The following is an 11,981-nucleotide window of genomic DNA, read 5'->3' as shown; positions in this document are numbered from 1 at the left end:
TGAAAGTCAGTGTGTAATAAATTTACAGGCCAGATGCGATCCCCGGCAGCGAATCAGGAGCGAGGGCAGACATGAATCGTGTGGTGTTGGTCACGGGCGCTTGCGGCGGCATCGGCAGCGTGTTGTGCAGGCGTTTCGTGGAGCAGGGCGATACGGTGCTCGCGCTCGACATCGACGCGGTCGCGCTTCACGGCTTGGCCGCGCAACTCGGCGCGGCGCACGTCACGCCGATTACAGCCGATCTCTGCGACGCCGCCGCGGTGCAGCAAGCGGTGGCCGGCGCGGTCAAGTCGCGCGGTCCGGTGGACGTGCTGGTCGCCAACGCGGGCGCGGCGGAAGGGCTCACGCTCGCCACAACCGATGCCGCGAGCTGGCAACGCGACATTCATTTGAATCTGAACGGCACGTATCACACGGTGGAAGCGGTGCGCGCGTCGATGATCGAGCGGCGCCAGGGCGCGCTCGTGTTGATCGGCTCGGTGAACGGCATGGCCGCGCTCGGTCATCCGGCGTATAGCGCGGCGAAGGCCGGGCTCATCAGTTACGCGAAGGCGCTCGCGGTTGAACTCGGCCGCTACGGGATTCGCGCGAATATCGTCTGTCCGGGCACGGTGAAGACGCAAGCGTGGCAGGCGCGCGTCGATCGAAACCCGCAAGTGTTCGAGGATCTGAAGAAGTGGTACCCGTTGCGCGACTTCGCGACGCCTGACGATATAGCGGATGCGGTGTTGTTCCTTGCGTCGCCGATGGCGCGGGTGATTACCGGCGTCGCGTTGCCGGTCGACGGCGGCCTGATGGCGGGCAATCGTCTGATGGCGGAAGAACTGACGCTCGAATCGCTGTAAGAGGTTTGAGCACGTCGAACCCCGCGCGAAGTGGAACCAACGAAGCACGACGATGAGGACAGCATGGCAGCAGTGCAACTGAGCGGCATCTTCAAACGCTATGGCGACACGCAAGTGGTGCACGGCATCGATCTGCATATCGACGACGGCGAGTTCGTCGTGCTCGTCGGTCCGTCGGGCTGCGGCAAGAGCACGCTGATGCGCATGGTGGCGGGGCTCGAGGAAATCAGCGGCGGCGATCTGATGATCGGCGGCACGCGTGCGAATACGCTGCCGCCGCAGCAGCGCAATATCTCGATGGTGTTTCAGAGCTACGCGCTTTATCCGCATCTTTCGGTCTACGAGAACATTGCTTTCGGGCCGCGGATTCGCAAGGAAGCGGCGGCGAATTTCAAGCCGCGCATTGAAGCCGCCGCGAAGATGCTGAACCTCGGCGGTTATCTGGACCGCTTGCCACGTGCGCTTTCCGGTGGTCAGCGGCAACGTGTGGCAATGGGGCGCGCGGTGGTGCGCGAACCGTCGCTGTTCCTGTTCGACGAACCGCTGTCCAATCTCGACGCGAAATTGCGCGTGCAGATGCGCACGGAAATCAAGGCACTGCATCAGCGGTTGAAGAACACGGTGATCTACGTCACGCACGACCAGATCGAAGCGATGACGATGGCCGATCGCATCGTCGTGATGAACGCGGGGCGGATCGAGCAGATCGGGCGTCCGTTGGAACTGTATGACCATCCGGCGAACCTGTTCGTCGCGAGCTTTCTTGGTTCGCCGTCGATGAATTTCGCCGAAGGCGTGCTGGAGCGTCGCGCGCAAGGGCAGGGCCTCGCGTTGAAACTGAACGACGGCGGCGAGATCGTGCTGGAGGGCGCGCCCGCGTCGGCGGTGGTCGGCGCGAAGGTCACGCTCGGCGTGCGGCCCGAACACATCGAGACCATGACGCAAACGCCGGACGCCACGATGGCAGTGGAAGTCGTCGAGCCGACTGGCGCCGAGACCCACTTGTACGGGAAAATAGGCGGCGGCATGTGGTGCGTGACGACTCGCCAGCGCTCGAAGGTCGAGCCCGGTCAGCGCGTCACGCTGCGTCTGCCGGCCGAGCATATTCATCTGTTCGATACGCAGAGTGGACGCAGGCTGGTCTGAACCGCGCGTTGCCGCTCGAGCATGATTCGAGCCGAATGAAAGTGATTGAAGCTGCGACGCGACGCGGATTCATTTAACCCATAAGGAACACCGGGTGTCCGCACCGAACTTGATTCCTCACATCCGCAGCGCACTGGCTAATCTGCGGCCCGCCGAGCGCAAGGTCGCCGAGATGGTGCTGAGCGATGTCGACTTCGCGATGCGCGCGAGCATCACTGAACTCGCGCAGCGCGCGGAGGTTTCCGAGCCTTCCGTTACGCGGTTTTGTCGCGCGATCGGTGCGCATGGTTTGCGCGACTTCAAGATGCAACTGGCGCAGAGCGTGGCGGGCGGGGTGCCGTATGCGTCCACGGCGGTCGCGCGTGACGACGATGTGAAGACGTTGATCGACAAGGTCGGCGAGGCTGCCGTCGATGGAATCACGCATGCGCAAGCTGCGCTCGATCCGGCGGTGGTCGAGAGTGCGATTGCGGCGTTGTCGAGCGCGCGGCGGGTGTTTTTCTTTGGCGTCGGCTCGGGGTCGGGGCTCGTTGCGCAGGATGCGGCGTTGAGGTTCTTGCGGCTCGATATCGCGTCGACGGCTTTTACCGACGGCCATTTGCAGCGGCTTTATGCGGGGCTGATGGAGCCGGGCGATGTGGCCTTTGCGATTTCGCATTCGGGGCGCAGCGTCGAAGTGAATGAAAGCATTCAGATCGCCAAAGAGCGTGGGGCGACCACGATTGCGCTGACTAATGTCGGTTCGCGGTTGGCGTGGCTGGTCGATATTCCGCTGTTATTGCGCGTGCCGAGTCCGATTGATCCGAACACGCCGGGCGTGTCGCGGCTCGTGCATTTGTGCATCATGGATGCGCTGGCTATCGGCGTCGCGCTTAAAGCGGGTCCCAAAACCCTGGAGAAGGTGCGGCATGCGAAAGCGCGGTTGGCGTCGCATGAGCCGGAGGCGGCGGGGGATTGATGCGGTGAGTGGCGTTTAGTCGGTTGTTCGGAATGAGCGAGCCAGCCGTGTGAGAAGGGTGCGGTTTACGCCATTCGATTATTCGACTGCCAAAACGATTGTTTCCGCCAGCCGCCGCCTGCCTGGCAAGCGTTCACCCCGCCCCCGCCATCCACCCAAACCGCCGCGACAACCTCGACGCCGCCGCCCGCAACGTCTGCGCTGGCGCACCGGCCGGCTCGCTATCGAAGCTGCCGCTCGGCCCCATCAGCGCGAGCACGAGGCAAATGCTGCCGGTATGGTCGAACACCGGCGCGGCCAGCGTGTCGATACCAGGCACAGGGCGGCTGAGAGCAGTATCGATGCCGTCCGCGCGGATTTGCGCAAGGCGCTGCGCGTAGGCTTTGCTCAACTGCGGCAGCGGTGGCGCGGCGTTCTTACGACCTGCGCCTTTCAGCGCCGCCGGATCGTCAAGCACCTTCCCCACGAAAACCTCGGCAGCCTGAGCCCCCGCCAGCCGCAAATGATCCTGCGCCAACAGCCCAACGCGCACATCGTCCGCGACATAGGCCGCGAACACGCGTCCAATCGCCGTATTCACCAGCGACATCACGGTGCCGACCCGCAAGCTCACATGCAGCGGCCGCGCCGATTCCTCGAGCCGCACGACGGTTGGCCCGAGCGGCCCGAGCACGGCCATCGCGACGCTCATCGCCGTCGACGCCGCCAGTTCCACCACTTCCGGCTCGGCCTCCCGCGTCGGCGACAAGCGCTGCAAGCCGATCAACCCAAGCTCCAGCGCAAGCGGCCCCGCCAGGAAACAGCCCGCCGCATCGCGATCGAGCAAGCCGATTTTCAGCAGACTCACCAGATGCGGAAACGCCTTCGCCGGCGGCATGCCCGCAGCCGCCGCCAGGTCGCGCAAGGTCAAGGGCCGCGCGGCCGCGACCAGCGCCGCGAGCAGCTCGCCCGTGCTATCGAGCGATTGAATGCCGCGCTGCGGTTTCGTATCCGTGGAAGCGGCGGCGGTGTGCGAAGTGTCGAGAGAATCAGTCACGATGCGGAAGTAGCCAATAAGGAAGGCGCTGCCGCCAACTCGGCGCCGATGTCATGAGCCGCGGCGAGCAACGCGCGAGCGATCGCACCATCGGCCGCGACGTCGATCGCGCCGGTCGAGCCGATCACGGTCAACGCGAGCGATAAGCGGCCGTCGGTATCCAGCACCGGCGCACTCAAACTGCTGATGCCCGGACTCGGCGCATCCACGCTGGTTTCCAGTCCGCGCGTGCGAATCGCGACCAGCGTCGCCTCAAAAGCGGCGCGTTCATCGGCCGGCATCATGGCCGCGATTTTCCCTGACGACGCCCCGCCCGACTGATTCGCCCACATCGCCTCAACCGCCTCGCGCGGCAGATAAGCGCAAAACACGCGACCCGTCGACGTGGCCGGCAGCGACATCACCGTGCCCACATGCAGATTCACGTGCAACGGAAACCCCGCATGTTCATAGCGAACGATGGTCGGCCCTTGCGGTCCCGCAATGCAAATCGCGACGCTCAAGCCGATCGCTTCGGCCAACGCCGCCACGCGCGGCACGGCGGCGCGAAACGCCGGCTGATTCTCCAGATGCAGCAAACCGAGCCGCAAGGAAAGCGGCCCCGGTTCGTATCGGCCGGATAACTCGTCGCGTTTGATCAGACCTAAGCGGCTCAAACTCACCAGATACGCATGCGCCTGCCCCGGCGCGATCTGTGCGGCGGCGGCGAGATCCGACAACGCCAGCGGACCGCGCGCCTGCGCGAGCGCCAGCAACACGCGGCCACCGACCTCGACGCTCTGAATGCCGCGCTGCGTCTTGCCGCCGTCCGCCGTCTCGTTGCCGCCGGCGTTTTTGCCGGTGGCTGGTTTCGCTGCTTTGCTCACACCCGAGCTCGTCTGTGAAAAAGGGTTCATGTTAACCGAAGGCGTGCGTCTTCCTGTCCTCATCTTAGTCCTCGATGAATTTGCGTATGGCGATACACTTCGCTATTGACAAATAAACGGACGCAGCCATAAGATGCATTCACCCCGACATACCGGCGCAGTCACAGAGTCAAAACGGGGCGAGACAATCCTCCAATACCGCAGCCAGCGCAGTCGCGCGCGGTCGGCCGTCTCGCCTCATATCCAATTCTCGAGGGAGACAAGCATGGCAAAGGCATTCGCATCCCAGGCCGATCTGGAAGTCAAGAAAGTCACATGGACGCAATTGTCCGAGAACGCCTACGCGTACACCGCCGAGGGCGATCCGAATTCCGGCGTGATCATCGGCGACGACGGCGTGCTGATCGTCGACACCACCGCCACGCCGGCGATGGCGCAAGACCTCATCGCCCGCATCCGCAGCGTCACGGATAAACCGATCAAATACGTCGTGCTCTCGCATTACCACGCGGTGCGCGTGCTCGGCGCCTCCGCGTATTTCAAGGAAGGCGCGCAAGAGGTGATCGCGAGCCGCGGCACCTACGAAATGATCGTCGAGCGCGGCGAAGCGGATATGAAGTCGGAAATCGAACGCTTCCCGCGTTTGTTCGCCGGCGTCGAAACGGTGCCCGGCTTGACGTGGCCGACGCTCGTGTTCGAAAAGGAAATGACACTGTTCCTCGGCAAGCTCGAAGTGCGCATCGCGCATCTGGGCGCCGGCCATACGAAGGGCGACACGGTGGTGTGGCTGCCGTCGCAGAAGGTGCTGTTCTCCGGTGACCTGGTCGAGTACGACGCGGCGTGCTATTGCGGCGACGCGCAGCTCGAACAATGGCCGGCCACGCTCGAAGCGCTGCGCGCGCTAAAAGCGGACAAGCTGGTGCCGGGCCGCGGCCCCGCGCTGACCACGCCGGAAGACGTCGACAAAGGCCTCGATTACACGAAGGACTTCGTCACCACGCTGCTGCAACAGGGCCGTGAAGCCGTCGAACAGAAGCTCGATCTGAAGGCCGCGATGGCGCACACGCGCAAGGCAATGGATCCGAAGTTCGGCCATGTGTTCATCTATGAGCATTGCCTGCCGTTCGACGTCTCGCGTGCGTTCGACGAAGCCAGCGGCATCACGCATCCGCGCATCTGGACCGCGCAGCGCGACAAGGAAATGTGGGACGCGCTGCAAGCCTGATAAGAAAAGCGCACCAGAGTAGAGAAGGACGGAGACACAACATGAGCACCAACTACCAGACGCTGTCGTTCGAATACAAGCCGTGCCGCGAGCAGTCCGAGCGCGGCGGCGCGGACCAGGCGGCCTATCCCGTGATCGTGGTCGGCGCGGGCCCGGTGGGTCTCGCCACCGCGATCGACCTTGCGCAGCAGGGCGTGCCGGTCGTGCTGGTCGACGACGATTGCTCGCTGTCCGCTGGTTCGCGGGCGATCTGTTTCTCGAAGCGCTCGCTCGATATCTTCGATCGCCTGGGCTGCGGTCAGCGCATGGTGGACAAGGGCATTAGCTGGAATGTCGGCAAGGTGTTCCTGAAAGACGAGCTGGTGTACACGTTCAATCTGCAACCGGAGGCGGGTCACAATCGGCCCGCGTTCATCAACCTTCAACAGTATTACGTCGAAGGTTTCCTGCTCGAACGTGCGCAGGAAATGCCGAACATCGAGATCCGCTGGAAGAGCAAGGTTGTCGGTGTAGCGCAGAACGGTGCGCCGGGTGCTCGAGACGCCGGCGTCTCGCTGACGATCGACACACCCGACGGTCCATATGATCTGCGCGGCCGTTATGTCGTCGCCGCCGACGGTTCGCGCAGTCCAATCCGCAATCTGCTGGGACTCGACAGCAAGGGCGTCACGTTCAAGGATCGCTTCCTGATTGCCGACGTGAAAATGGAAGCGGACTTTCCGACCGAGCGCTGGTTCTGGTTCGATCCGCCGTTTCATCCGAATCAGTCGGTCTTGTTGCATCGTCAACCGGACAACGTGTGGCGGATCGATTTCCAGCTCGGCTGGGACGCTGACCCTGTACTGGAAAAAACGCCGGAGCGCGTGATTCCGCGTGTGCGCGCCTTGCTCGGACCGGACGCGAAGTTCGAACTGGAATGGGTGAGCGTCTATACGTTTTCGTGCTTGCGCATGGAGCGTTTCCGGCACGGCAACGTGCTGTTCGCGGGCGATTCCGCGCACGGCGTGTCGCCGTTCGGCGCGCGCGGCGCGAATAGCGGCGTGCAGGATGCTGAAAATCTCGCCTGGAAACTGGCGATGGTGCTCGAAGGCAAAGCGCCGGACACCTTGCTCGATACCTATGCAAGCGAGCGCGAATTCGCCGCCGACGAGAACATCCGCAACTCCACGCGCTCAACCGATTTCATTACGCCGAAAAGCCCGGTGAGCCGCGTGTTCCGCGACGCCGTGCTGAAGCTCGCGCGCCATCATCCGTTTGCGCGGCAGTTGACGAATAGCGGCCGGCTCTCCGTGCCGGCGGTGTTGCGCGATTCCCCGCTGAATACCGCGGACAGCGACAGCTTCGAAGGCGCGATGGTGCCGGGCGCGTCGTGCGTCGATGCGCCTGTGCAGCAGGAAGGACAACCGGCGTGGCTGTTGCAGCAACTCGGCCAGCAGTTCACCGGCGTGTTGTTCCGCGGTGAGCAAGGCATCGATCACGCGACGCAGGCCGCGTTGGATGCGTTGCAAGCGAGTCCGATTCCGTTGAAGCTCGTTGTAGTGACGAGCGGCAATGCAAAGGCCGCGTCCTCCACCGGCGTGCAAATCGTGCACGACGCCGAAGGTCTTGCAAGCGCGCGCTACGACGCGAAACCCGGCACGTTCTATCTGATCCGCCCGGACCAGCACGTCTGCGCGCGTTGGCGGCAACTCGACGTGGACGCCGTGGCGCATGCATTGAAGCGCGCATTGTGCGTCGAAGGCACCGCCTGAAAACAGCACGCAAAAGCACGAATAGAAAATAGCAGGAGACGAACATGGCACTGAACACGCGACCCAATCTCGAACGCCCCGACGATTTCTACGAGGCGCTGATCGACATGCATCGCGATCTGGACGACGCGCAGAGCCAGTCGGCCAATGCGCAACTGATCCTGTTGCTCGCCAACCATATCGGCGATCACGCGACGCTGCTCGAAGCCATGCGTTACGCGCACGAAGGCGCGGCAGACACGTCGCCGCGCGGCGGCGAAGCGCATCCTTTGGCGGCGTAAGCCGGCAACGTAGCGACCAGGAGAGCAAGCACGCGCGTGGCCATTTCAAAGCTCACGCGCATTCCACCACGGCAGCGCTGCGCATCCGCGCCAACGCCTGCCGTTCCAGCAGAAGACACAACGCGGCGCATCAAGACGCCGGACCCAGCGGGTCCGTTGGACCCTCACGTTTGGAGATAACCGATGAGCCAATCCCTCGCCCCCGCGCTCAAGCCGGGCGCATCCGCTGCTGCGCACGACGATCTGCTGTATCGCAAGGTCTCGCTGCGGATCATTCCGTTTCTATTCGTCTGCTACGTGGTGTCGTTTCTCGACCGCATCAATATCGGCTTCGCGCAATTGCAGATGAAGCATGACCTCGGTTTTAGCGACGCAATGTACGGTCTCGGCGCGGCGGTGTTCTACGTCGGCTACGTGCTCTGCGAAGTGCCGAGCAACTTGCTGCTCGCGCGTTTCGGCGCACGCCGCACGTTCACGCGGATCATGCTGCTGTGGGGCGTCGCGTCGGTCGGCATGATGCTGGTGTCGAAGCCCGCGCACTTCTATTTGCTGCGCTTCATGCTGGGCGTATTCGAAGCGGGCTTCTTTCCCGGCATCGTGCTGTATCTGACTTACTGGTATCCGGCGCGCAGGCGTGCGGCGGTGCTGTCGATCTTCTTCGCGGGCGTCGCGGTGGCCGGCGTGCTCGGCGGACTGGTGTCCGGCTGGATCATGCGCGACATGGGCGGCGTGTGGGGCATGTTCGGCTGGCAGTGGATGTTCATCATCGAAGGTGCGCCCGCCATCGTGCTGGGTCTGATCGCGGCGTTCTATCTGGTGGACGGCCCGCAGCACGCAAGCTGGCTCAACGCCGAGGAAAAAGCGCAACTGATCGCGCAACGTGACGAGGACCGCCGGCCGATCTCCGACGCGCATTCGTCGCGTGCGCTCATGCAGGCGCTGCGCAATCCGCGGGTTTATCTGTTCGCGTTCATCTATTTCTCGCTGACGTGTGCGTCGTTGACGCTGAGCTTCTGGATGCCGCTGATGATTCGCGACTTCGGCATTCACGACGTATTGGCGATCAGCCTGTATAGCGTGGTTCCGAACGCTGTCGGCGCGGTGGGGCTGATTCTGATTGCGCGTCACTCGGATCGCCGCGGCGAACGCCGCCGCCATTTTGCGGCGTGCACGATCGGCGGTGGCATCGCACTCTCGCTGTTGACGCTGCATCTGAGCAGCTTCCCGGCGATGCTCGCGATTCTCTCGCTGGCCGCGGTGTTGATCTTCGCCGCGCTGCCGATCTTCTGGACCGTGCCATCGAGCTATCTGTCGGGCACCGTGGCCGCGGCCGGGATTGCGTTGATCAGCAGCATCGGCATTACGAGTGGCATCGTGAGCCCTTGGGTGATCGGTCTCATCAAGACGCACACCGGCAGCATGGATAACGCGCTTTATGTGTTGACCGCGTTGCTGTTCGTCAGCGGCGCTGCATTGCTGATCGGCGTGCCGAAGGAGATGAAGCGCATCTAAAGATCGAGTGGCTTCGGGCGTCAGTTCGGGTAGAGTCGCGATTATTGTCTTGCGAGCGCGTGTATCACGTCCGAACCTTTGCGATGTATTCGATCGAAGCTGTTCCATTGCCGCACGAGGGCCCGTCCGACATGATGTTGTGGCGGGTCGATTTCGCTTTCGCCGCGTCGCTGGATGACGCGGCCTTCGCGCCGCTCAGCGGCGAGGAGCGCGCGCGTGCCGGCAACTTCCGCCGCCATGAGGATGCATTGCGCTTTGCGAGCGTTCGCGTCGCGCTGCGTGAGCAGCTTGCGCCGCGGCTCGGCATCGCGGCTAACGCCGTCCGTTTTACGCCCGATGCAAACCGCCGTCCCCGTCTCGCGGATTCCAATGCGTACGACTTCAACGTATCGCATGCGGGCGCGCATGGGCTCATCGCGATGTCGGCGGTTCGGCGCGTCGGCGTGGACATCGAGCAGCGCAGCGATGAATTCGATTGGCGTTCGATTGCGTCGTTGACGCTCGCGCCGGACGAGGCCGCGTGGATCGAGCGTCTGGACATGAGCCAGCAGATCGACGCCTTTTACGACGCCTGGGTCGCGAAAGAAGCGCTCGTGAAAACGACGGGCGTGGGCGTCACGCGCGGGTTGCAGCATTTGACGGTGTTGCCGCGCGAGCGTACTCAAGTGACGCTGCGCAACCGGATTGCGGACGACATGCGCGAGATCGCCGCATGCTGGATCGCGGCGCCGGATGGATATGCCGCGTGCGCGGCGTGGTCGACGAAAACGCGCGGCTAGGCGCTCGCCGGATCGAACGCCGAAGCCTTCGGCCAGCCAAACGTATGCACCTGCGTGACTGGTTGCGCGAGCGCGACCGCCGCGCGAATCTTGCCGGGCATCGGCAGATCGAGCACATGCCAGCGGCCATGCTCCGCGAGATCGAACGCGTGCGCTGTGGCATCGCTCAGGAGCAGGTCCGCATCCAGATCGACGGGCGCATGGCGCAACGCATTGCACAGGCTGCTGTAGCGCACATGTCGGCGTGAGGCTTCGGGCAGCTCGCCAATCGCATTGCCAGGCGACGGCGCGATCACGCTCAGTCCAAGCGCCGTCGACGCAATGCCGACGACGATCCAGATGCCGCCATACGCAATATCGATGACGATGCCGCGGCCATCATGCGGATGACGCGCGCGCAGCTTCTCTTCGCCATCGTCGAGGAGATCGATGCTGCGAGGCTCGCAGTCGAACAGATTCCCGACGATCCAGCGCGCCACCACGCGCGCGACGATAAAGCGTTTGCGCAGCGCGGCGTTCGGATGCAGCCGCGCGCGCTCGCGCTCGGTCTTCGAGAGCCAACTGTCGCCTTCCTGCACCGGCACGGGCAGCCATTCACAGCGGAATCGCCACAGATGCAGCTCGCCCGCGCGCGGCGCGGCAAGGCTGCGCGGATAGTGGCGCGTCAGCGGGTGCGATACGAATGCGGGCGCGGCCGCGGAGGCGATGACGCGAGCGATTCGCGCGGGCTGCGCGATGCGTTCGATGCTGGCATCGGCGGACGCATCGTCCACGTCGGCCGCGCGTGGGTTGCCGCTGTCGGCGTCCCGCGCATGCTTCGACACGGGCGGCGCCGCGGACGCTAATTCCGGTTCAAGTTCCAACGGCATGCGCTCCGCTCCTCAATGCATATACGTGACGCGGCGCGCTTGCACGTCGAGTTCCACGCCGGCGTCGAGCAGATCGATCGCGAACCAGCGGATCAGCTTCAACACGCCGCTGACGGCAGGCCCAGGCAGCCACTCGCTCAGCATGCGCAACGCGGCGCCGCTATGCGTTTTTTGCAGCAGCGCGATGGTTTGCAGAATCACGGCTTCGTCCTTGCCGAGGTCGCTTGCGCAGCGGCAGCGCATGTCGAGCGGACGATACGACACATGCATCAGCGAACGCATCAACAGGTCGAAGTGCTCGATGCCGTCTTGCCGCAAGCCCACGCCGCTCAGAATGTCGCGCCAGTGCACGCCGCCGCGCGCGGTTTCGCAAGCCGGCCGAAGCCATGTGCGTACCGCGCTGAGGACCGTGCGGTCGGGGGCGTCGGTGCTGTCGGCCAGATGATCGTCGATCAGTTCGGGACGGCTGCTGTAGTGAGAGCGGAAGTTCATCGATGCTCCTGAGTGGACACGGTCCAATGCGTCGCGCCGGCCTGAGCGGATGAGTGCCGCGTCGCAGGCCAGCGCTTGTTGCGTGCGACGGATAGGCGATGACGCGGCCTCTGTTCAGCTGCTTGCGGCTACCGCTGCAATTGCGCGGCGTAGGCGTTCGGCCTCGGCGCGGCTGACGTTCGGCGTGGTCATGAATTCGTGTGTTCGGTTTGCGGCAAGGG

Annotated in this window: 12 protein-coding genes; 8 read left to right on the top strand and 4 right to left on the bottom strand. The window is 63.9% G+C overall.

Annotated elements, in window-relative coordinates:
• Window positions 1–71 precede the first annotated feature (71 nt).
• The 3 genes from CUJ90_RS22945 to CUJ90_RS22935 all read left to right on the top strand — a co-directional run bounded on the left by CUJ90_RS22945 (window position 72) and on the right by CUJ90_RS22935 (window position 2,949).
• Window positions 72–845 carry an SDR family oxidoreductase gene (locus CUJ90_RS22945; protein WP_114163989.1) on the top strand — a complete coding sequence of 258 codons (774 nt, stop codon included), beginning with the start codon at window positions 72–74 and terminating at the stop codon, window positions 843–845.
• Between the two features lie 63 nt (window positions 846–908).
• The gene (locus CUJ90_RS22940; protein ID WP_083082061.1) at window positions 909–1,991 is read left to right on the top strand and encodes an ABC transporter ATP-binding protein; all 1,083 of its coding nucleotides are present in this window, start codon (window positions 909–911) and stop codon (window positions 1,989–1,991) included.
• A 94-nt stretch (window positions 1,992–2,085) separates the two neighbouring features.
• A complete protein-coding gene (locus CUJ90_RS22935; protein ID WP_083082063.1) occupies window positions 2,086–2,949 on the top strand; it encodes a MurR/RpiR family transcriptional regulator in 864 nt (287 codons plus the stop codon).
• 133 nt (window positions 2,950–3,082) lie between these two features.
• On the opposite strand, the gene CUJ90_RS22930 is transcribed toward CUJ90_RS22935, so the two are convergent.
• Window positions 3,083–3,985, bottom strand: coding sequence for an IclR family transcriptional regulator (locus CUJ90_RS22930; RefSeq protein ID WP_083082065.1), 903 nt, complete (start codon window positions 3,983–3,985; stop codon window positions 3,083–3,085).
• A complete protein-coding gene (locus CUJ90_RS22925; RefSeq protein WP_083082095.1) occupies window positions 3,982–4,881 on the bottom strand; it encodes an IclR family transcriptional regulator in 900 nt (299 codons plus the stop codon). The genes CUJ90_RS22930 and CUJ90_RS22925 overlap by 4 nt, the downstream gene beginning before the upstream one ends.
• Before the next feature lie 235 nt (window positions 4,882–5,116).
• Here CUJ90_RS22925 and CUJ90_RS22920 point away from each other — a divergent pair, with 235 nt between their 5' ends.
• The 5 genes from CUJ90_RS22920 (at window position 5,117) to CUJ90_RS22900 (ending at window position 10,399) form a co-directional block, all read left to right on the top strand.
• The gene (locus CUJ90_RS22920; protein WP_083082097.1) at window positions 5,117–6,076 is read left to right on the top strand and encodes an MBL fold metallo-hydrolase; all 960 of its coding nucleotides are present in this window, start codon (window positions 5,117–5,119) and stop codon (window positions 6,074–6,076) included.
• Window positions 6,077–6,117: 41 nt separating this feature from the next.
• Entirely contained in the window at window positions 6,118–7,827 is a 1,710-nt protein-coding gene (locus CUJ90_RS22915; protein ID WP_114163988.1) for an FAD-dependent oxidoreductase, read from the top strand.
• A gap of 44 nt (window positions 7,828–7,871) precedes the next feature.
• Window positions 7,872–8,108: a DUF2783 domain-containing protein gene (locus CUJ90_RS22910; protein WP_083082100.1), complete on the top strand. Its 237-nt coding sequence runs from the start codon at window positions 7,872–7,874 to the stop codon at window positions 8,106–8,108.
• Window positions 8,109–8,291: 183 nt separating this feature from the next.
• Window positions 8,292–9,620, top strand: coding sequence for an MFS transporter (locus CUJ90_RS22905; protein ID WP_083082102.1), 1,329 nt, complete (start codon window positions 8,292–8,294; stop codon window positions 9,618–9,620).
• Between the two features lie 83 nt (window positions 9,621–9,703).
• A complete protein-coding gene (locus CUJ90_RS22900; RefSeq protein WP_114163987.1) occupies window positions 9,704–10,399 on the top strand; it encodes a 4'-phosphopantetheinyl transferase family protein in 696 nt (231 codons plus the stop codon).
• On the opposite strand, the gene CUJ90_RS22895 is transcribed toward CUJ90_RS22900, so the two are convergent.
• Together CUJ90_RS22895 and CUJ90_RS22890 are read right to left on the bottom strand one after the other, a co-directional pair.
• Window positions 10,396–11,268, bottom strand: coding sequence for a 4'-phosphopantetheinyl transferase family protein (locus CUJ90_RS22895; protein WP_083082106.1), 873 nt, complete (start codon window positions 11,266–11,268; stop codon window positions 10,396–10,398). The two genes, CUJ90_RS22900 and CUJ90_RS22895, sit on opposite strands and share 4 nt — an antisense overlap.
• Window positions 11,269–11,280: 12 nt before the next feature.
• Window positions 11,281–11,760 (bottom strand): hypothetical protein, encoded by a 480-nt coding sequence (locus CUJ90_RS22890; RefSeq protein WP_083082108.1) that lies wholly within the window; start codon window positions 11,758–11,760, stop codon window positions 11,281–11,283.
• Window positions 11,761–11,981 lie beyond the last annotated feature (221 nt).

This window comes from Paraburkholderia terricola (genome assembly GCF_003330825.1).
In the GTDB taxonomy this organism is placed as follows: Bacteria; Pseudomonadota; Gammaproteobacteria; order Burkholderiales; family Burkholderiaceae; genus Paraburkholderia; species Paraburkholderia terricola.
Note: the sequence above shows the minus strand (reverse complement) of the source record. Positions and strands in the feature narration are given on the sequence as shown.

What these genes read in the sequence shown, in the direction of transcription:
- CUJ90_RS22900 (WP_114163987.1), top strand. Translation starts at nt 9,704, where the DNA reads ATGTATTCGATCGAAGCTGTTCCATTGCCGCACGAGGGCCCGTCCGAC.
- CUJ90_RS22910 (WP_083082100.1), top strand. Translation starts at nt 7,872, where the DNA reads ATGGCACTGAACACGCGACCCAATCTCGAACGCCCCGACGATTTCTAC.
- CUJ90_RS22890 (WP_083082108.1), bottom strand. Translation starts at nt 11,760, where the DNA reads ATGAACTTCCGCTCTCACTACAGCAGCCGTCCCGAACTGATCGACGAT.
- CUJ90_RS22920 (WP_083082097.1), top strand. Translation starts at nt 5,117, where the DNA reads ATGGCAAAGGCATTCGCATCCCAGGCCGATCTGGAAGTCAAGAAAGTC.
- CUJ90_RS22905 (WP_083082102.1), top strand. Translation starts at nt 8,292, where the DNA reads ATGAGCCAATCCCTCGCCCCCGCGCTCAAGCCGGGCGCATCCGCTGCT.
- CUJ90_RS22895 (WP_083082106.1), bottom strand. Translation starts at nt 11,268, where the DNA reads ATGCCGTTGGAACTTGAACCGGAATTAGCGTCCGCGGCGCCGCCCGTG.
- CUJ90_RS22940 (WP_083082061.1), top strand. Translation starts at nt 909, where the DNA reads ATGGCAGCAGTGCAACTGAGCGGCATCTTCAAACGCTATGGCGACACG.
- CUJ90_RS22925 (WP_083082095.1), bottom strand. Translation starts at nt 4,881, where the DNA reads ATGAACCCTTTTTCACAGACGAGCTCGGGTGTGAGCAAAGCAGCGAAA.
- CUJ90_RS22945 (WP_114163989.1), top strand. Translation starts at nt 72, where the DNA reads ATGAATCGTGTGGTGTTGGTCACGGGCGCTTGCGGCGGCATCGGCAGC.
- CUJ90_RS22915 (WP_114163988.1), top strand. Translation starts at nt 6,118, where the DNA reads ATGAGCACCAACTACCAGACGCTGTCGTTCGAATACAAGCCGTGCCGC.